The 17,104-nt window shown below is 58.9% G+C and carries 18 protein-coding genes, 1 tRNA gene and 1 pseudogene; 10 read left to right on the top strand and 10 right to left on the bottom strand.

Annotated elements, in window-relative coordinates:
- Positions 1 to 8: 8 nt before the first annotated feature.
- The 4 genes from CX511_RS16900 to cysG are packed head-to-tail and all read left to right on the top strand — an operon-like array spanning position 9 to position 4,392.
- On the top strand, positions 9 to 1,334 hold the full coding sequence (locus CX511_RS16900) for a replication-associated recombination protein A (RefSeq protein WP_045188362.1): 1,326 nt from the start codon (positions 9 to 11) through the stop codon (positions 1,332 to 1,334).
- Positions 1,331 to 1,705: a fluoride efflux transporter CrcB gene (crcB, locus tag CX511_RS16895; protein ID WP_045188359.1), complete on the top strand. Its 375-nt coding sequence runs from the start codon at positions 1,331 to 1,333 to the stop codon at positions 1,703 to 1,705. The genes CX511_RS16900 and crcB overlap by 4 nt, the downstream gene beginning before the upstream one ends.
- 17 nt (positions 1,706 to 1,722) lie before the next feature.
- Positions 1,723 to 3,003: a serine--tRNA ligase gene (serS, locus tag CX511_RS16890; protein WP_045188356.1), complete on the top strand. Its 1,281-nt coding sequence runs from the start codon at positions 1,723 to 1,725 to the stop codon at positions 3,001 to 3,003.
- Positions 3,004 to 4,392 carry a siroheme synthase CysG gene (gene cysG, locus CX511_RS16885; protein WP_045188354.1) on the top strand — a complete coding sequence of 463 codons (1,389 nt, stop codon included), beginning with the start codon at positions 3,004 to 3,006 and terminating at the stop codon, positions 4,390 to 4,392.
- A gap of 98 nt (positions 4,393 to 4,490) precedes the next feature.
- On the opposite strand, the gene CX511_RS16880 is transcribed toward cysG, so the two are convergent.
- The 8 genes from CX511_RS16880 to CX511_RS16845 all read right to left on the bottom strand — a co-directional run bounded on the left by CX511_RS16880 (position 4,491) and on the right by CX511_RS16845 (position 10,316).
- Positions 4,491 to 5,459: a glutathione S-transferase family protein gene (locus CX511_RS16880; protein WP_101292966.1), complete on the bottom strand. Its 969-nt coding sequence runs from the start codon at positions 5,457 to 5,459 to the stop codon at positions 4,491 to 4,493.
- Between the two features lie 109 nt (positions 5,460 to 5,568).
- Positions 5,569 to 6,564, bottom strand: coding sequence for a glycosyl transferase family protein (locus tag CX511_RS16875; protein WP_045188349.1), 996 nt, complete (start codon positions 6,562 to 6,564; stop codon positions 5,569 to 5,571).
- On the bottom strand, positions 6,561 to 6,896 hold the full coding sequence (locus CX511_RS16870; RefSeq protein WP_101292967.1) for a TusE/DsrC/DsvC family sulfur relay protein: 336 nt from the start codon (positions 6,894 to 6,896) through the stop codon (positions 6,561 to 6,563). The genes CX511_RS16875 and CX511_RS16870 overlap by 4 nt, the downstream gene beginning before the upstream one ends.
- The gene (gene tusB / locus CX511_RS16865; RefSeq protein ID WP_101292968.1) at positions 6,893 to 7,192 is read right to left on the bottom strand and encodes a sulfurtransferase complex subunit TusB; all 300 of its coding nucleotides are present in this window, start codon (positions 7,190 to 7,192) and stop codon (positions 6,893 to 6,895) included. The genes CX511_RS16870 and tusB overlap by 4 nt, the downstream gene beginning before the upstream one ends.
- Positions 7,192 to 7,551, bottom strand: a complete 360-nt coding sequence (gene tusC / locus CX511_RS16860; RefSeq protein ID WP_045188343.1) for a sulfurtransferase complex subunit TusC — start codon at positions 7,549 to 7,551, stop codon at positions 7,192 to 7,194. The genes tusB and tusC overlap by 1 nt, the downstream gene beginning before the upstream one ends.
- Before the next feature lies 1 nt (position 7,552).
- The gene (gene tusD, locus CX511_RS16855) at positions 7,553 to 7,945 is read right to left on the bottom strand and encodes a sulfurtransferase complex subunit TusD (RefSeq protein WP_045188342.1); all 393 of its coding nucleotides are present in this window, start codon (positions 7,943 to 7,945) and stop codon (positions 7,553 to 7,555) included.
- A gap of 149 nt (positions 7,946 to 8,094) precedes the next feature.
- Positions 8,095 to 9,474 carry a nucleobase:cation symporter-2 family protein gene (locus CX511_RS16850; RefSeq protein WP_045188339.1) on the bottom strand — a complete coding sequence of 460 codons (1,380 nt, stop codon included), beginning with the start codon at positions 9,472 to 9,474 and terminating at the stop codon, positions 8,095 to 8,097.
- 170 nt (positions 9,475 to 9,644) lie between these two features.
- The gene (locus CX511_RS16845; protein ID WP_045188336.1) at positions 9,645 to 10,316 is read right to left on the bottom strand and encodes a Bax inhibitor-1/YccA family protein; all 672 of its coding nucleotides are present in this window, start codon (positions 10,314 to 10,316) and stop codon (positions 9,645 to 9,647) included.
- A gap of 121 nt (positions 10,317 to 10,437) precedes the next feature.
- Here CX511_RS16845 and CX511_RS16840 point away from each other — a divergent pair.
- Positions 10,438 to 10,525, top strand: a tRNA-Ser gene (locus tag CX511_RS16840).
- Between the two features lie 241 nt (positions 10,526 to 10,766).
- On the top strand, positions 10,767 to 11,627 hold the full coding sequence (locus tag CX511_RS16835) for a DNA adenine methylase (protein ID WP_101292969.1): 861 nt from the start codon (positions 10,767 to 10,769) through the stop codon (positions 11,625 to 11,627).
- A 2-nt stretch (positions 11,628 to 11,629) separates the two neighbouring features.
- Here the strand turns inward: CX511_RS16835 and CX511_RS16830 are convergent, their stop codons facing one another.
- A complete protein-coding gene (locus tag CX511_RS16830) occupies positions 11,630 to 13,015 on the bottom strand; it encodes a hypothetical protein (protein ID WP_143527744.1) in 1,386 nt (461 codons plus the stop codon).
- 348 nt (positions 13,016 to 13,363) lie between these two features.
- Complete coding sequence (locus CX511_RS16825; RefSeq protein WP_231353469.1) at positions 13,364 to 14,146, bottom strand: tyrosine-type recombinase/integrase; 783 nt, start codon at positions 14,144 to 14,146, stop codon at positions 13,364 to 13,366.
- 159 nt (positions 14,147 to 14,305) lie between these two features.
- On the opposite strand from CX511_RS16825, the gene CX511_RS25500 reads away from it, so the two are divergent.
- The 4 genes and pseudogenes from CX511_RS25500 (at position 14,306) to CX511_RS16805 (ending at position 17,083) form a co-directional block, all read left to right on the top strand.
- Positions 14,306 to 14,926 carry a hypothetical protein gene (locus CX511_RS25500; protein WP_143527746.1) on the top strand — a complete coding sequence of 207 codons (621 nt, stop codon included), beginning with the start codon at positions 14,306 to 14,308 and terminating at the stop codon, positions 14,924 to 14,926.
- Positions 14,927 to 14,935: 9 nt separating this feature from the next.
- A complete protein-coding gene (locus CX511_RS16815) occupies positions 14,936 to 15,781 on the top strand; it encodes a phage tail protein (RefSeq protein ID WP_045189785.1) in 846 nt (281 codons plus the stop codon).
- Positions 15,756 to 15,962, top strand: a complete 207-nt coding sequence (locus CX511_RS16810; RefSeq protein WP_101292972.1) for a tail protein X — start codon at positions 15,756 to 15,758, stop codon at positions 15,960 to 15,962. Before CX511_RS16815 ends, CX511_RS16810 begins: the two co-directional genes overlap by 26 nt.
- A 66-nt stretch (positions 15,963 to 16,028) precedes the next feature.
- Positions 16,029 to 17,083: pseudogene (locus CX511_RS16805) on the top strand (phage late control D family protein).
- Positions 17,084 to 17,104 lie beyond the last annotated feature (21 nt).

Here is a 17,104-nt window from a genome sequence, read left to right as displayed (position 1 = left end):
CGCCGTCCATGGACCTGTTTCGTAGCGATCCTGTAGCCCAGCCTCTGGCCGCGCGCCTGCGCCCGGCCAACCTGGACGAGTACGTCGGCCAGGAGCATCTGCTGGCCCGCGGCAAGCCGCTGCGTGAGGCGCTGGAGCAGGGCGCGCTGCACTCGATGATATTCTGGGGCCCGCCCGGGGTCGGCAAGACCACCCTGGCGCGGCTGCTGGCACAATTTTGCGACGCGCACTTCGAAACTGTCTCGGCGGTACTGGCGGGGGTCAAGGAAATCCGCCATGCGGTGGAGATCGCCAAGCAGCAGGCCGGGCAATACGGCAAGCGCACCATCCTGTTTGTCGATGAAGTGCACCGCTTCAACAAGTCACAGCAAGACGCGTTCCTGCCGTACGTTGAAGACGGCACGCTGATTTTCATTGGTGCCACTACCGAAAACCCTTCGTTCGAACTGAACAATGCATTGCTCTCGCGCGCACGGGTCTATGTACTCAAAAGTCTGGACGAGATGGCCCTGCGCAAGTTGGTCAACCGTGCCCTGACTGAAGAGCGTGGCCTCGGCAAGCGCCAATTGCGGGTCGGTGACGAAGCCTTCCAGATGCTCATGGCCGCTGCCGACGGTGACGGTCGGCGCATGCTCAACTTTCTGGAAAATGCCTCGGACCTGGCCGAAGATGGCGGTGAAATTGACGTCGAGCTCCTGCAAAGCCTGCTCGGCGACAGCCGCCGGCGTTTCGACAAAGGCGGAGAAGCGTTTTACGACCAGATTTCGGCACTGCACAAATCGGTGCGCGGCTCCAACCCCGATGGTGCGCTGTACTGGTTCGCGCGCATGCTCGACGGTGGCTGCGATCCGCTGTACATCGCCCGCCGTGTCGTGCGCATGGCCAGTGAAGACATCGGCAACGCCGACCCGCGCGCCCTGAGCCTGTGCCTGGCCGCGTGGGACGTGCAGGAACGCCTGGGCAGTCCCGAAGGTGAACTGGCAGTGGCCCAGGCCATTACTTACCTGGCCTGTGCGCCGAAGAGTAACGCCGTGTACATGGGGTTCAAAACCGCCCTGCGCGAAGCTGGCGAGCATGGTTCGCTGGAAGTGCCGTTGCACCTGCGCAATGCGCCGACCAAGCTGATGAAGCAACTGGGTTATGGCGACGAATACCGCTATGCCCACGATGAACCCGATGCTTATGCTGCTGGCGAAGACTACTTCCCCGACAACCTGGCGCCGCGAAACTACTATCAACCGGTACCGCGCGGCCTGGAACTGAAGATCGGCGAGAAGCTCAAGCACCTGGCCGAACTGGACCGCAAAAGCCCACGGCAACGGAGAAAGCCATGATTGCGGTAGTCGCCGCAGTTAGCGCGGGTGGTGTTGCCGGGACGTTGCTGCGCTTTGCTACGGCCAATTGGGTCAATGCCCACTGGCCACGCCACTTCTATCTCGGTACGCTGGCGGTCAATTTGATTGGCTGCCTGCTGATCGGCCTGCTCTACGGGTTGTTCCTGCATCGCCCGATCGTGCCGGTCGAGTTGCGCGCGGGCCTGATCGTCGGCTTTCTTGGCGGTCTGACGACTTTTTCATCTTTTTCACTGGACACCGTGCGCTTGCTTGAAAATGGGCAGGCGCCGCTGGCTTTTGGCTATGCCGCGGCTAGCGTATTGGGTGGGCTGCTCGCAACGTGGGCCGGCCTGTCTTTGACCAAATTCTGAACCAACGAGAGAACGATATGCTCGATTCCAAACTGTTACGCGGCCAACTTCAGGAAGTGGCGGACCGCCTGGCCTCCCGTGGCTTCAGCCTGGATGTCGCGCGCATCGAAGCACTGGAAGAACGCCGCAAGGTGGTGCAAACCCGCACTGAACAACTGCAGGCCGAGCGTAACGCCCGCTCCAAGTCCATCGGTCAGGCCAAGGCCCGTGGCGAAGACATCGCCCCACTGATGGCCGATGTCGAGCGCATGGCCAATGAACTGGCCAGTGGCAAGGTCGAGTTGGACGGCATTCAAGCCGAGCTGGACGCGATTGTGCTGGGTATCCCCAACCTGCCGGACGCGAGCGTGCCGGTCGGCGCCGATGAAGATCACAACGTTGAAGTACGCCGTTGGGGTACTCCGCGCAGCTTCGACTTCGAGATCAAGGACCACGTTGCCCTCGGCGAGCTGAGCGGCGGCCTGGACTTCGAAACGGCGGCTAAGCTGTCGGGCGCCCGTTTTGCCCTGCTGCGTGGCCCGATCGCCCGTCTGCACCGCGCTCTGGCGCAGTTCATGATCAACCTGCACACCAGCGAGCACGGCTACGAAGAAGCCTACACCCCGTACCTGGTGCAAGCGCCGGCGCTGCAAGGCACCGGTCAGTTGCCAAAGTTCGAGGAAGACCTGTTCAAGATCAGCCGCGAAGGCGAGGCCGACTTCTATCTGATCCCGACTGCCGAAGTGTCGCTGACCAACATCGTTGCTGGCGAGATCCTCGACGCCAAGCAACTGCCGGTCAAGTTCGTCGCCCATACGCCGTGCTTCCGCAGTGAGGCCGGTGCGTCGGGTCGCGATACCCGTGGCATGATCCGTCAGCACCAGTTCGACAAGGTCGAGATGGTTCAGATTGTTGAGCCGAGCACGTCCATGGAAGCCCTCGAAGGCTTGACGGCCAACGCCGAGCGCGTTCTGCAGGCCCTGGAGCTGCCGTACCGGGTATTGGCACTGTGCACCGGCGACATGGGCTTCAGCGCTGTCAAAACCTACGACCTGGAAGTGTGGGTGCCGAGCCAGGACAAGTACCGCGAAATCTCCTCGTGCTCCAACTGTGGTGACTTCCAGGCGCGCCGCATGCAGGCACGCTGGCGCAACCCGGAAACCGGCAAGCCGGAGCTGGTCCACACCCTCAACGGGTCGGGCCTGGCGGTAGGACGTACTCTGGTAGCGGTGCTGGAAAACTACCAGCAAGCCGACGGTTCGATCCGTGTGCCGGAAGTGCTCAAGCCGTACATGGGTGGCCTGGAGGTCATCGGCTAAATGGAATTTCTGCCGCTGTTCCACAAACTACGCGGCAGCCGTGTGCTGGTTGTCGGCGGCGGCGAGATTGCCCTGCGCAAATCGCGTCTGCTGGCCGATGCCGGCGCGGTGCTGCGGGTGGTCGCGCCCGAGATCGAAGCGCAACTGGCCGAGTTGGTTCGGCACAGCGGTGGTGAAATCCTTAGCCGTGGCTATCAGCCCGGTGACCTCGACGGTTGCCAGCTGATCATTGCCGCTACCGATGACCAGGCGCTCAATGCTCAAGTCTCGGCGGATGCTCACCAGCGCTGCGTACCGGTCAATGTGGTTGACGCGCCGGCCCTGTGCTCGGTGATCTTCCCGGCTATCGTCGACCGCTCGCCCTTGGTGGTTGCGGTGTCCAGCGGCGGCGATGCGCCGGTGCTGGCGCGGCTGATCCGGGCCAAGCTGGAAACCTGGATTCCGGCCGCCTATGGCGAACTGGCCGGGCTCGGCGCGCGTTTTCGCGACAAGGTCAAGGCGCTCTACCCGGACGTCAATCAGCGTCGCGGCTTCTGGGAGGATGTCTTTCAGGGCCCGATCGCCGAGCGGCAACTGGCCGGGCAGGGTGCTGAAGCCGAGCGCTTGCTGCAGGCCAAGATCGAGGGTGCCAGCTATCAGGCGCCGGGCGAGGTGTATCTGGTGGGGGCGGGTCCGGGTGACCCAGACCTGCTGACCTTTCGCGCCTTGCGCTTGATGCAGCAGGCTGATGTGGTGCTCTACGACCGTCTGGTTGCGCCGGCGATAATCGAGTTGTGCCGCCGTGATGCCGAACGCATTTATGTCGGCAAGCGCCGTGCCGACCATGCCGTGCCGCAGGAGCAAATCAATCAGCTGCTGGTTACCCTGGCCCGTCAGGGCAAGCGTGTGCTGCGTCTCAAGGGCGGTGATCCGTTTATCTTTGGCCGTGGTGGCGAAGAGATCGAAGAGCTGGCCGAGCAGGGCATTCCGTTTCAGGTGGTACCGGGGATCACCGCTGCCAGTGGTTGCTCGGCCTACGCCGGGATCCCGCTGACCCATCGTGATTACGCCCAATCGGTGCGCTTTGTCACGGGCCACCTCAAGGACGGTACCAGCAACCTGCCGTGGAATGATCTGGTCGCCCCGGCGCAGACGTTGGTGTTCTATATGGGGCTGGTCGGTTTGCCGACTATCTGTGCGGAACTGATTCGTCATGGTCGTGCTGCTGATACGCCAGCTGCGTTGGTGCAGCAGGGCACTACGCGGAATCAGCGGGTGTTTACCGGCACCTTGGCTGATCTGCCGACCTTGGTGGCCGAGCACGAAGTGCATGCGCCAACCTTGGTGATCGTCGGCGAAGTGGTTCAGTTACGTGAAAAACTAGCCTGGTTCGAAGGTTCTCAAGGCTGAAGAGCATCGCCGACAAGGCCGGCTCCCACAGAGGTTGTGCGTCACACCGACCCTTGTGGGAGCCGGCCTTGCCGGCAACGTGGTCAACAAGCGCTACTTCAGGCCTCGCTCTTGTTCCAGATCCCGCGCCCCACCAACCTCTCCCGATCATGCGCCACAGCAAAGTCCTGCAAGGGCCCTTTAGGCACAATCCCGTTCGGGTTGATGGTCTTGTGGCTCATGTAATAGTGCTTCTGGATATGCTCGAAATTCACCGTCTCGGCCACCCCCGGCCACTGATACAGCTCGTGTAGCCAGTTCGACAGGTTCGGATAGTCGGCCAGGCGTCGCAGGTTGCACTTGAAGTGCCCGTGATACACGGCATCGAAGCGAATCAGCGTGGTAAACAACCGCCAGTCGGCCTCGGTCAAGAACTCACCGGCCAAGTAACGTTGCTCGCTCAGATGGCTCTCCAGGCAGTCCAGTTCGGCAAACACTTCATCAAAGGCCTGCTCGTAGGCCTGCTGTGAGGTGGCGAAGCCTGCGCGGTACACACCGTTGTTGATCGCCGGGTAGATCCGCTCGTTGAGCGTCTCAATCTGGGCTTGCAGTGGCGCGGGATAGAGGTCCAGCTGATTGCCGGTCAAGTCGTCGAACGCCCGGTTGAAGATACGGATGATCTCTGCGGATTCATTGTTGATGATGCGCTGTTCCTGCTTGTCCCACAGCACGGGCACCGTGACTCGACCACTGTAGTGCGGGTCATCACGGGTGTAGCGTTGATGGAGAAAGTCCAGGTGATCGACCTTGTCGCCGCTGGAGCCTTTGCTCTGGTCGAAGGTCCAGCCGTTTTCACCCATCAGCCAGCTGACCACCGACACGTCGATCAGGTTTTCCAGGCCCTTGAGCTTGCGAAAGATCAGGGTGCGATGGGCCCAGGGGCAGGCCAGGGATACATACAGGTGATAGCGTCCTGCTTCAGCGGCTGGCAGCTGATTGTGACGTTGCGAGCTTTCGCGCTGGAAGGCGCCGTCTTTGCTGCTTTCATACCACTGGTCATGCCAGCGTCCGTCGATCAACAGGCCCATGGTGAGCTCCTTGGCGATTCGTTCGAATATAGAACCCAGTGTACGGGCTTGAGTTCGAACGAATAGCGCAAAGTCTACGCCTGTTTAATCGACTTTTTTGATGTTTGCCTTATGCCTGACGTTGATCCCAGTACCCTTGTGCCGCTGCGAATGCATCGTCACGGTTGCGACCCAGTCCACGCAAAGCCAGGGCCATGGTGGCAACCACGGCAAGCTCGCCGTAGCTATCGCGGGCTTCGCCGCGCCATACCGTCAGCAAGTGTTGAGGCTCAAGGCTCGCCGGTTTGACGTGGCGTTGCGCGGCCAGTGCTGGCCATTCTTCGTCCCAGTCAATGCCGTGGGCGGTGCCATACAGATGGCTGTTGCTGTCCGGGTTGATCTCGATTTCACCGCCATCGCCCTTGACCACAATCGCGGTGTCGCCAAGCAGGCGACTGGCTTCGCGGTGCACCGCCTGGTACCCGGGGTGGAAGATGCTCTGCAGGCCGCAGCGGGCGCCGAGCGGATTCAGCACCCGGGCCAGGGAGTGAATGGGCGAGCGCAGGCCCAAGGTGTTACGCAGGTCGATCATCCGTTGCAGGCGCGGTGCCCAGTCGTGCAGCGGAATAAATGCCAGCTGTTGGCTGTCCAGGGCGTGCGCGACGGTATCCCAATCACGGCACAGCGGGATCTGCAGCAGCGTCAGGACCTGTTCGCTATACAGTCGCCCGGCGGTGTGTGCGCCACCGCCATGCATCAGGATGCGCACGCCGTTGGCGGCCAGGCATTTGGCTGCGAGCAGGTACCAGGGCAGATGACGCTTCTTGCCGGCATAGGTTGGCCAGTCCAGGTCTACAGCAATCGGCGGAGCCTGCACGCGCTGACGTAAGGCCTCGGTGAAACCGGCCAGTTCCTCCGGACTTTCCTCCTTGTGCCGCAGCAGCATCAGGAAGGCGCCCAGCTGGGTTTCCTCGACTTCGCCGTCGAGCAGCATGCCCATGGCTTGGCGAGCCTCCTCACGGCTCAGGCCGCGGGCACCGCGCTTGCCCTTGCCAAGGATGCGCACGAACTGGGCAAAGGGGTGTTCGGCCGGGGTTTCCAGGGTCAGCGGGCGAGGGTCGGTCATATGCAATTGGTCGGCTTCGGCAGGCCCGCAAGCTTTGCGGCAAGTTTGGCGGGAGTGCCTTTGAACAGGCGGTTCAGGTGCATGCTGTTGCCTTTTTCCGGGCCCAGCTTGAGAGCGGTGTACTTGATCAGTGGGCGGGTTGCTGGTGACAGCTCGAACTCCTGATAAAAAGCGCGCAGCAGGGTCAGCACTTCCCAGTGTTCAGGGGTCAGCTCCAGTTGCTCCTGGGCTGCCAAGGCTTGGGCGACTTCGTCGGACCAGTCTGCAAGGTCGACCAGGTAGCCGTCCTTGTCCAGGGCAATAGGGCGTTCGCCCACGATCAAGGTCGTCATAGCCAGCTGTTGACCTTGTCGTAGTTCAGCGACAGTGCGACAAACGCCGGATAGTCGATCACCTGAGTGTCATTGCCAACGCTGATGGCGCGGGCTTGCAGGTCTTCTTCAAGGGCGAACAGCCGACCTTGCAGGCTGCTCGCTTGCAAGCTGGCCAGCGGTGCGCTGCCAGGTTGCAGGGCATAGACCGCATCGCCGCAGAGCAACAGGCCATCTGCGCTGCCGAGTAGGCGTAGACAACTGCTCAGGCGATTGTCGCCGAAGGGGGAGTGGGCAATAACGTGCAAGGTGCTCATCAGAGGGTTACCACCTGGTCGAAACGGTCGATCAACGCGGCTAGCGCGGCGTCATCCAGTACCTGCACCGGCAGGCTCAGGCCGTCGGCGGCCAGGCCGCGTTCCTGCAAACTGCTGCTGGCGGCAAACAGCGCTTCGACGCCGAACATCGGCAGAGCCTGCAGGTTGGCGGCGAGGTTCTTTTGCTGCAGGTGCGCAGGTTGTTGCCCGGGTGCGAGCTGGAACACCCCATCATCGAGAAACAGCATGCCCAGCGGCAGGTCGAAGGCACCTCCGGCCAAGGCGATATCTAGCGCTTCGCGCGCCGATGGTCCGGCCCATGGGGCTTGGCGGCTGATAATCAGCAAAGATTTGGCCATCTCAATCGCCTCCAAAGCACAGCAAGCGGTCGGCGCTTTGCGCACCTTCGTGCAGTTGGCCGAGCCCGGACAGTTCCCAAGGGGCTGGCAGGTTTACCGCCGGGCGCTGATAGCGTTGGGCTTCTTCGGCGTTGAGCACGCCACGGCGCAAGGCGGCGGCAATACACACCACGGCATCGAGGCTGTGCTCGCTGATAAAGCTGCGCCACTGCGCAGCGACGTCCAGCTCATCCTGCGGCGTGACCACGTTGCTGGAGGCGCTGTGTACACCGTCTTGATAGAAAAACAGCCGGACAATCTCATGGCCAGCGGCCAGCGCCGCCTGAGCGAACAGCAAGGCGCGGCGCGAGGAGGGCGCATGGGCCGGAGAAAAAACCGCGATGGCGAACTTCATGGAAGGCTCATTCAGCAAAACTGCGCCAATAATAAAGCAAAAAGCCCGCAGCAACATGCTGCGGGCTTTTCAGGGGGATTAGCGAATGCCTTGCAACCCTTGTGGGAGCTGGCATTGCCAGCGATGGGCCGCAACGAGCGCCCGCGCAATCAAGCGTTCTCTTTATGCTCCGGCAAGAACCAATTCAACACCAACGCACAAATCCCACCGGTAGCCACCCCTGATTCCAGCACATTGCGCAGCGCCGCTGGCATATGCGCGAGGAACTCGGGCACCTGTGCCACACCCAGGCCCAACGCCAGTGACACTGCAATAATCAACAGCGCCCGACGATCCAGGCTGATGCTGGCCAGGATATTGATCCCGGAAGCGGCCACCGCGCCGAACATCACCATCGCCGCGCCACCGAGCACCGGTTCCGGCACAGCCTGGATTACCCCCGCAACAGTGGGGAACAGGCCGAGGATCACCAGCATGGCCGCAATCCATACGCCGATGTGACGGCTGGCGATACCGGTCAGCTGAATAACCCCGTTGTTCTGGGCAAAGATCGAGCTTGGGAAGGTATTGAATACCCCGGCCAACAGCGAGTTGGCACCGTTGACCAAGACTCCGCCCTTGATCCGCTGCATCCACAGTGGGCCTTCGACCGGCTGGCGCGAAACCTTACTGGTGGCGGTAACGTCACCAATGGCTTCCAGCGACGTCACCAGATAGATCACCAGCATGGGAATGAACAGCGCCCAGGAGAAGCCCAAGCCGAAATGCAGCGGCATCGGCACCTGAAACAGCTCGGCCTGGTGCATACCGGTGAAGTCCAGGCGGCCCAGATAGCCGGCCAGGGCATAACCGACCGCCAGCGCGATGACAATCGCGCAGCTGCGCATCCACACCACCGGAACACGGTTAAGCACCACGATAATTGCCAGCACCACACCCGACAGCAGCAGGTTCTCGCCATTGGCGAATGTGCCGTTGCTCATGGCGCCAAAACCACCGCCCATGCTGATCAGGCCGACCTTGATCAGGGTCAGGCCGATCATCAGCACCACGATACCGGTCACCAGCGGCGTGATCAGGCGTTTAACGAACGGCAGAATGCGCGAAATGCCCATCTCGACGAACGAGCCGGCAATCACCACACCGAAAATCGCCGCCATGACCGCTTCCACCGGCGTACCTTGCTTGACCATCAGCGCGCCACCGGCGATCAGCGGCCCGACAAAGTTGAAGCTGGTGCCCTGAACAATCAGCAGCCCGGCGCCGAACGGCCCGAAGCGTCGGCATTGAACAAAGGTAGCGATCCCGGAAATCACCAATGACATCGATACAATCAGGTTGGTATCGCGCGCCGACACCCCGAGCGCCTGACAGATCAGCAGCCCCGGCGTCACAATCGGCACAATGATCGCCAGCAGATGTTGCAGCGCGGCCAGCATGGCAATCAGCGGCCGCGGCCGATCCTCAAGGCCGAGAACCAGTTCATTGACCTGCGCAGGTGCGCCGGGCCCTTGCTCGATTGAACTCATGGGAATGCTGCCCCGGAAGAAAAAAGGAGCGCATTCTACGGGGCTGTGGCCATTTGCGGTAGTAATTACGGCGTCCACCGTCTATGTAGGGGCGGACCTTGCCAAAAAACTCACCCACAAAAAAGCCCGCCGAAGCGGGCTTTTTCACAATCTATCCAACACAAACCAGATCAGTCATCCCGACCCATCAGGCCGAACAACTGCAGCAGGCTGACGAACAGGTTGTAGATCGACACATACAGGCTGACGGTCGCCATGATGTAGTTGCGCTCGCCACCGTGAATGATCGCGCTGGTCTGGAACAGAATGCACACCGACGAGAACAGCACGAAGCCGGCGCTGATCGCCAGTTGCAGGCCGCTGATCTGGAAGAACAGGCTAGCCAGCACGGCGCCCATCAGCACGAAGAAACCGGCGGTGATGAAGCCACCGAGGAAGCTCATGTCCTTGCGGGTAATCAGCACATAGGCCGACAGACCACCGAACACCAGCGCGGTCATCGCGAAGGCCGAGCTCACCACCTCAGCGCCACCGGCCATGCCCAGGTAACGGTTGAGGATCGGGCCGAGGATAAAGCCCATGAAACCGGTGAGGGCAAAGGTAGACACCAGGCCCCAGACCGAATCACGCAGCTTGTTGGTGAGGAAGAACAGGCCGTAGAAACCGATCAGCACCACGAAAACGTTCGGGTAGCCGACGCGCATTTGTTGCGCGACGAAGGCCATGACGCCACTGAAGGCGAGGGTGATAGCCAGCAAACCGTACGTATTGCGCAGGACTTTGCTGACCTCCTGCTGCTCGACCTGCTGGCCGTGATTGACGGCGTAATCCTGTTCGCGCATGGCGACACTCCTGTGGGTTTGAAACGTTCAGATGCAAAGATAATAACAGAGCCTGGCAAACCAGCTACACAGAGAGTTTGACAGCTTGTTTCATTTCGGTATTATGGCGCCCGCAATACGAGGAAGCGTGGCCGAGTGGTTTAAGGCAACGGTCTTGAAAACCGTCGATGGGCAACTATCCTAGAGTTCGAATCTCTACGCTTCCGCCATATTCAAAGCCCTGATTATTCAGGGCTTTTTGCGTTTCTGGGGCAGCTGTTTTGTCTCATTCTCAGACCTGATCGTTTCCGCATTTTTGTGATCGTTTCCGCAACCAGTTGAGATATTTCAATTTGGAACGCATGAGCATTATTGGTTGCGCGCGCTGGGCAGGCTGATTCCGGTTGCGCAGGGATGGCCATCTACCTTGAATTCCGGTAGGCTACGTGCCTGCTAACCCATGGAGTTACAATGTCCACCGCCCCTTCATTCGTTACACCGCTGCGTTACCCCGGAGGCAAAGGTCGATTGGGGGCTTGGTTGTCTGATCTCATCAAGCATAACGGGCTGGAGGGTGGGACGTATGTTGAGCCCTATGCCGGGGGGGCTGGGGCGGCGATGTACCTCCTCAGCAATAATTTTGTCGACCGGATTGCTATAAACGATATCGACCCGGTGGTGCATGCATTCTGGTGGGCAGTGCTTAACGACACCGACCGTTTCGTAGCCATGATTCGTGATACGCCCGTCACCATGGAAACTTGGCACGATCAGCGTGCTGTCATCGCTGATCCCACTGGCTTGGATTTGACTACGCTGGGGTTTGCCGCATTTTTTCTTAATAGAACCAATCGGTCAGGTATTATTAAAGGCGGCGTTATTGGCGGCCAGAAACAGACTGGTAATTATCTAATTGATGCCCGTTACAATAAAGAAAAGCTTATCGAGCGCGTGGTCAGGATTGGCTCGCTGAGCGAACGTATCCAGTTGTTCAATATGGATGCGCTGGAGTTGATTGTGCATCCAGATATTAATATGAATGAGCAGTCTTTGATATATTTGGATCCGCCATATTATGAAAAGGGCGGGCAGCTCTATCGTAATCACTATCAGCCGCAGGATCACCAGCGAATTGCAGAGGCTGTTATGGGGATAGGTACTCCTTGGTTGGTGACCTACGATAACTGTACAGAAATCAAAGACCTCTACGAAGATGCGCAAGTAGTGGAGTTTTCTCTCCACTACTCAACTCATATGCTCAGGCCAAAAGCGACTGAGGCAATGTTCTATGGAAACTTGGAGCTTCACACTTCTCCAGTCCTAAGGCGTTAATGTTACTTCCAGCACTCGCCTACGAAAAATGATATCTGGTCCCAGAGTGAGTTTAGGACGTCTGCCGTGGGATGGAATGCCTCAGAGTGCACGTACTTTTGTAACGTCTTGACGTGGAGCATGCTTTCGGCATCTCGTGTCATGCGGTTGATCAGTGTGTGTTGATCAACGGTGATTCGAGAATTACCACGCATGTGATCCGCTATTATAGCGACCTGGCGAGTGAAGTCTTGGTCGGCTTTAACGGCATAGACGTCTCGGTAGCGATTGGTGCTGATCTCAATTAGCGCTCGGAGCAACATGGCAACGGCTATTGGTGTGCCTGTGTTGCCGCCTGTTTTTAGGCGGCGCAGCTCGGCAACAATGTTCCATGCTTTGGAGTTCTCCTCAGGAATTGAGAGCCCATCTCTGCCTCGTGCGAATAGGGACTTCCGATCCCAAGACGGCGTTTGGGGAGTGCGAGGTTTTCGAGGTTTGGTTGTATTGGATTCCGCCTCGTCACCCTCAGAGGTATCTTCTACGGGTTCCCAATTATCATTTGCGGACTCATCGATTGGGATAGGCGTCTCTACTTCGTACTCCGGCCAATTATTTTCCGTGCGAAGTGTTTTTGTGAAACCTTCACGCAGCTCTTTAGTTTTTAAATCGGTAACAGTTTTTTCGCCAGAGGCGAGGATTTTTAGGACTCTTTCGATTGCTTGGTCGAAATAAGCTTCGCTTGCTACTCTGTGTATCTTTCCTTTTATTAGGTCAAAACCCAAATCTTTACGGGCTACAGGAGTAGATACGAGTCGAAATAAAGTCGTGACCGGCACGGATTTAAATTCTTTTTGGCTGATCAGCTCTTTCTTAAGTGCATAGCTAAGAATCTCTACTGCTGGTCGATTGGTGGTTTTTTTGCCTAGTCGTGCAGCAAAATTGTCTACCTCCATCGGCCCCCAAGAAATAATGCCTGCGCCGCCATTCTCCCCGCCGTGGCGCAGATCAATCCAATAACTAGCAATATCAATACTGTCGAAAGTAACAAACTCAAATTTGCTTTTTATTGGGGTTGCGGCATTTGCTTTCAAACGTTCATATTGTTTGCGTAACTTTTGATCTGGGCATAGCTTTGGGTCGTTCAAAAATTTAAGTGCGGCAACTCGTCGATTGCCCTCGACGACAATCCAAGGCTTACGTTCCCCATCAGGAGAAGGTACTACTGCAGGAGTTTCAAGCGGGCTTATACCTTTTTTTGCTATTTCAGTAGCTAATCGCATCACCTTTGGGGCGATTTCACCGCTACACATCCAAGCATATATTTCACGCTGTGACTCTTTATCTCCATGGCGAGCATTCTCAGTGTCCAATAAGATACTGTTTATGGAAATATTCTTTCTAGATGACATGTATGCCCCAAAAGAAAAAGGAGTGTTGAAAGGGGGAGGTGAGGTTCGGGGCCACAGAGAAGGTTGTCGAGCAAAGGGATGCTGCATCACTCGGGGGCTTTGCCAGGATGTTATGGCCTGTGTCTTGGCCAGACGGCTCAAACGGCGGCCAGAGGCATCTCAGGCGGGTCAATGAGTCATTGATGTCGTCTGGCCTGAGCAAAGCGTATCAGCTCCAATGGTGTCCGTTGAGGCCGATCATGCCATCCTTTTAATATCAACGACAATGCCATCGAATGCGATGTGCTGGGGAGTGGACTTCAATGATGTCCAATGCGCTAGCGGCTCTTGTGCAGGTAGCTGATTCAACTATCGGGTCGGCTTCACCACCTCGCCAACCCGGCGATAGACAGTCTCAGTGATTCTCTTGTCGGTATGCCCGAGCAGGCGACTCGCGTGCGCCAGGTCCAGGATTTCGCTGGCTGCTTTAGGCCGGATATCTCTAAATTGAAAGAGTCGGATTTGCTCGGCCAGCAGTTTGTCCTGGCTTCCGAGTGCCTGTTCAGCGGCTGATTTCCTGGCCCCATCGAACCGGAGGCGTAACATCAATGCAGTTACATTCCTTCCATCTTCAGTGGTGATGAGGTAGGGATTGCGGACACCGCGGTCTTTACGTTGCTGCAATAAACGTCTTAAAAGCAGTCCTAACTCCTTCATCTGGTTATTAGTTTCTAATTGTATCCTCAGTTTTTTAGATGTCTTACCCTGGGCCACCTGAAGGTGGCCATCTACGCAATCAGTTGCTCGCATCGAGAGCACATCGGCAGGGCGTTGCCCTGTCAGATATGCCAGGTCCATAGCGTCCCGCAACTCAGATGCTGCCCCTCGATAGACCGCATCCCAAATCTCTGGCCCGGCATAAAAATCGCGCGGCCGTTCTTTGTTTTTTCGCACACCGGTCGCAGGGTTCTCTTTTTCGGTAATTCCCCACTCTCGGGCCATGTTGTAGATATGGGAGAGCAGGGCGATTTCGCGGTTCGCCCGCACCTTTCCTGTTCGTTTATCTCGGTACTGAGCGATTATCTGAGGGGTGATGGCATCAATCGGTGCATCGGCAAGTCGTGGTTTGGCGGGGAAGACAAGCCCGAGCAAGTCGCTGAAAGCAGTGAGGCCAGCGCCGAGAAGAATGCCCACGCACCCCCGGCAGTCTCCCCCGTAGTGGTCGGTGCGGCGGTGCCTGCACCCTCGGCGCCGGTGCCGGTATCGACCTTGGCCCGTCCGACCTCGGTAGCACCGACGTCAGTTGACTCGATGAGCGACGAGGAGGTGGAAAAGCAGTGGAATGAACTGCCAGCGTTTGCCCGGCGAAAGCCAATCGGCGAGCGGAGCCTACTTGGTATTGCGGTGCCTGGCCTTGGAGAAGGTTTTTCCCCGACCCTATCGCTTGATACGGTTCACAAACCCGTGGAGCGGGCTCAGGCGCCGACGCAGCTTTCGCAGGCTGATTTAGGTATGGCCATGCGCGCCCTGGACGGAGTTACCCAGCAGGCTGGGGTGGCTGCTCCAGTAGTGGCCAAGGTCATTGAACGCAGCAAGCCCGAGGCGCTGAGAGTGGGGCAGGGTGACACCTCGAACCAGGCCAACGGTATGGGCGATGTGGTGCGTTCCTTGGTCGATTCTGCCAAGCCGCCGCCGGTGTCGTTGCCAGCTGCCGCCAAGGTGGTTGAGGCGAGCAAGCCTGTGCCTCCGAAGGTTGACCAGACTTTCACCTTTGCACCGAACATACCCATCACGGTGCAAGGGGATGTGAAAGATCCCGCGCAACTGGTCCGCGAGTTGACCCCGCTTCTCCAGCAGCCGTTTGAGGCTTTCATGCGGGAGGCGCTTGCCCGTCAGTCCTCAATCCAGTTGTTTGATGCGCCACACGTTTAAGGAGGTGCCATGGCCTACATGGAGCAGTTGCAATCGGGGCTCAAGTACATCGTGAAAGCAGGGGAGGCTGGGCGAACCAGTCTCGACGGCATGCTGGGGCCGCTCAATGGCGCCATTGGCGACATGACCGGCGCCGCCTCTGAGCTGGAGAGTTTGCCCTTCGTGGGGCCGATGGTCGGCGAGAAGCTGCAGCGGACTATGCGTGCGGTCAACGCCGCGCAATCCATGGTTGGCGAGGCCGCAGCCAAGTACAACCAGGCGGTGAGTGCTGCCAGTCAGGTGCAGGAGCGCCTGGGGTCGCTGAAGGAACAGGCTGGTAAGGCGGGCGCTGCGATCAACCGTATCGCTGGTAAGATCAGCCCATCCCTGGGCAACATCATGCCAACGGGCGACTTTGCACCAGAGCTGACCCCTGCGGCCGAGGCAGTGAAACCGTTCCCGCATCTGCTGATCGTGCAGCCGCTGGAACCGAACGCCCAGCCCTATTACTTCAACCTCGACACGGCGGCGTTCGATGAGCTGCGTAGGCAGACCGCGTTCAGATGGGCAGGGCAGGAGCGGCTAAGTCGGAGCATTGCCCAGCAGGCCATCGGCCAGGGTGAGGACAAGCTGAGCCTCAAGGGAGCGATCTTCCCAGGGCACAAGGGTGGCCTCAAGCAACTGGACACCCTGCGCAGCATGGGCCGTCGCCTGCAGCCACTGAGCCTTACCACCGGCTATGGCGAGGTGCTGGGTAACTGGTGCCTGCTGAGCCTGGACGAGGAACAAAGCAGCCTGTTGGCCGGTGGTATCCCGCGCAAGCAAGGCTTTAGTTTGGAGTTTGTGAGCTATGGCAACGACCTGCAGAACGTCTGACGGGGATCTGCTCGACATCCTCTGTCAGCATTATTACGGCCACCTCAACGGTACGGTCGAGGCGGTTCTGGGTGCCAATCAGGGGCTAGCCGATGAGTCGCAGCCCTACCGGGCGGGCGTATTGATCGTGCTACCGGATCTGCCAGCACCGACCGAGGCGCTGTTTCAATTGTGGGATTGATCCCGCACTACACCCAACCACAAAGCCCCGCCCCGTGCGGGGTTTTGCATTTCTGGAGCAGGCACCATGAGACCTGTTTTTCGCCTTGTCGCTGATGGCAAGGACATCACCGCACTGATCAATGACCGTCTGTTGATGCTGCGTACATCGGATAAGCCGGGCATGGAGTCGGATGAGTTCGAGTTGCGCATTGATGACCGTGACCAGGCCGTAGCACTACCCAGTCGCGGCGCTCATATCGAGGTTCTACTTGGCTACTCCGGCAAGGCCCTTGCCCGGTTGGGTCGATACACCGTCGATGAGGTCGAGTTGTCTGGCCCACCTGACACGCTGGTGATTCGCGGCAAGGCCAGCGACATGCGTGGCAGTGGCAAGACCACGCGCAGCGGCAGTTGGGAGGGCGTCCCCCTGCAGCAGATCGTTGGTGACCTCGCAGCCCGCAATGGTTGGCAACCGGTATGCCCGGTGGCCACCAAGGTGCCCCGCATCGACCAACTCAACGAGTCCGATTTCAACTTCATCACGCGCCTGGCCAAGCAGTACGACTGCACGGCCAAGGTCGGCGACGGCAAGTTGCTGGTGCTGCCGCGTCAGGGCGGGCAGAGCGCGAGCGGCAAAGCCCTGGGCATGGTCACCATTACTCGCCAGGACGTCAGCCGCTACCAGTTCCGGTTGAGCGACAAGTCCAGTCAGAGGCTGTGCAGGCCAGGCATCAGGACAAGAAGAGCGGTTCGCTGCAGACGGTTGATCTGGGCAACGAGGATGCACCTGATGGCCTGCCGCCGGTGCATACCGACCGACATATCTACCCGAACAAGTCCGCCGCTCAGCAGGCCGCCAAGGCGCGCTTGGCCGCGTTCAACCGCAGCACGGCCAGCGTGCGCCTGGAGATGGCGGGGCGTACTGACTTGTTTGCCGAGCGCATGATCAGCGCCCAGGGCTTCAAGGGCGGCCTCGATGGCGAGTACCTGGTGGATTCAGTCGAGCAGGTTTTTACCCAGTCCGGTTGGACCACCACGGTCGAGTGCAACGGCGGCAAGAAGGGCAAGGCCAAAGCCAAGTCCAAGAAAACGAAAGAAACCAAGCCACTGCAAGTGGTTGACCCATCAAAACCGGCCTGACAGCCGCACTCGGAGAAGTCC

The organism is Pseudomonas sp. S06B 330, from assembly GCF_002845275.2.
Classification (GTDB): domain Bacteria; phylum Pseudomonadota; class Gammaproteobacteria; order Pseudomonadales; family Pseudomonadaceae; genus Aquipseudomonas.
The sequence above is the reverse complement of the archived record's forward strand: the minus strand, read 5'-3'. Positions and strand labels throughout refer to the sequence as shown.

Excerpts from the sequence above, each read along its gene's own strand:
- CX511_RS16900 (WP_045188362.1), top strand. The coding sequence starts at position 9 with ATGGACCTGTTTCGTAGCGATCCTGTAGCCCAGCCTCTGGCCGCGCGC.
- crcB (WP_045188359.1), top strand. The coding sequence starts at position 1,331 with ATGATTGCGGTAGTCGCCGCAGTTAGCGCGGGTGGTGTTGCCGGGACG.
- serS (WP_045188356.1), top strand. The coding sequence starts at position 1,723 with ATGCTCGATTCCAAACTGTTACGCGGCCAACTTCAGGAAGTGGCGGAC.
- cysG (WP_045188354.1), top strand. The coding sequence starts at position 3,004 with ATGGAATTTCTGCCGCTGTTCCACAAACTACGCGGCAGCCGTGTGCTG.
- CX511_RS16880 (WP_101292966.1), bottom strand. The coding sequence starts at position 5,459 with ATGGGCCTGTTGATCGACGGACGCTGGCATGACCAGTGGTATGAAAGC.
- CX511_RS16875 (WP_045188349.1), bottom strand. The coding sequence starts at position 6,564 with ATGACCGACCCTCGCCCGCTGACCCTGGAAACCCCGGCCGAACACCCC.
- CX511_RS16870 (WP_101292967.1), bottom strand. The coding sequence starts at position 6,896 with ATGACGACCTTGATCGTGGGCGAACGCCCTATTGCCCTGGACAAGGAC.
- tusB (WP_101292968.1), bottom strand. The coding sequence starts at position 7,192 with ATGAGCACCTTGCACGTTATTGCCCACTCCCCCTTCGGCGACAATCGC.
- tusC (WP_045188343.1), bottom strand. The coding sequence starts at position 7,551 with ATGGCCAAATCTTTGCTGATTATCAGCCGCCAAGCCCCATGGGCCGGA.
- tusD (WP_045188342.1), bottom strand. The coding sequence starts at position 7,945 with ATGAAGTTCGCCATCGCGGTTTTTTCTCCGGCCCATGCGCCCTCCTCG.
- CX511_RS16850 (WP_045188339.1), bottom strand. The coding sequence starts at position 9,474 with ATGAGTTCAATCGAGCAAGGGCCCGGCGCACCTGCGCAGGTCAATGAA.
- CX511_RS16845 (WP_045188336.1), bottom strand. The coding sequence starts at position 10,316 with ATGCGCGAACAGGATTACGCCGTCAATCACGGCCAGCAGGTCGAGCAG.
- CX511_RS16835 (WP_101292969.1), top strand. The coding sequence starts at position 10,767 with ATGTCCACCGCCCCTTCATTCGTTACACCGCTGCGTTACCCCGGAGGC.
- CX511_RS16830 (WP_143527744.1), bottom strand. The coding sequence starts at position 13,015 with ATGTCATCTAGAAAGAATATTTCCATAAACAGTATCTTATTGGACACT.
- CX511_RS25500 (WP_143527746.1), top strand. The coding sequence starts at position 14,306 with ATGAGCGACGAGGAGGTGGAAAAGCAGTGGAATGAACTGCCAGCGTTT.
- CX511_RS16815 (WP_045189785.1), top strand. The coding sequence starts at position 14,936 with ATGGCCTACATGGAGCAGTTGCAATCGGGGCTCAAGTACATCGTGAAA.
- CX511_RS16810 (WP_101292972.1), top strand. The coding sequence starts at position 15,756 with ATGGCAACGACCTGCAGAACGTCTGACGGGGATCTGCTCGACATCCTC.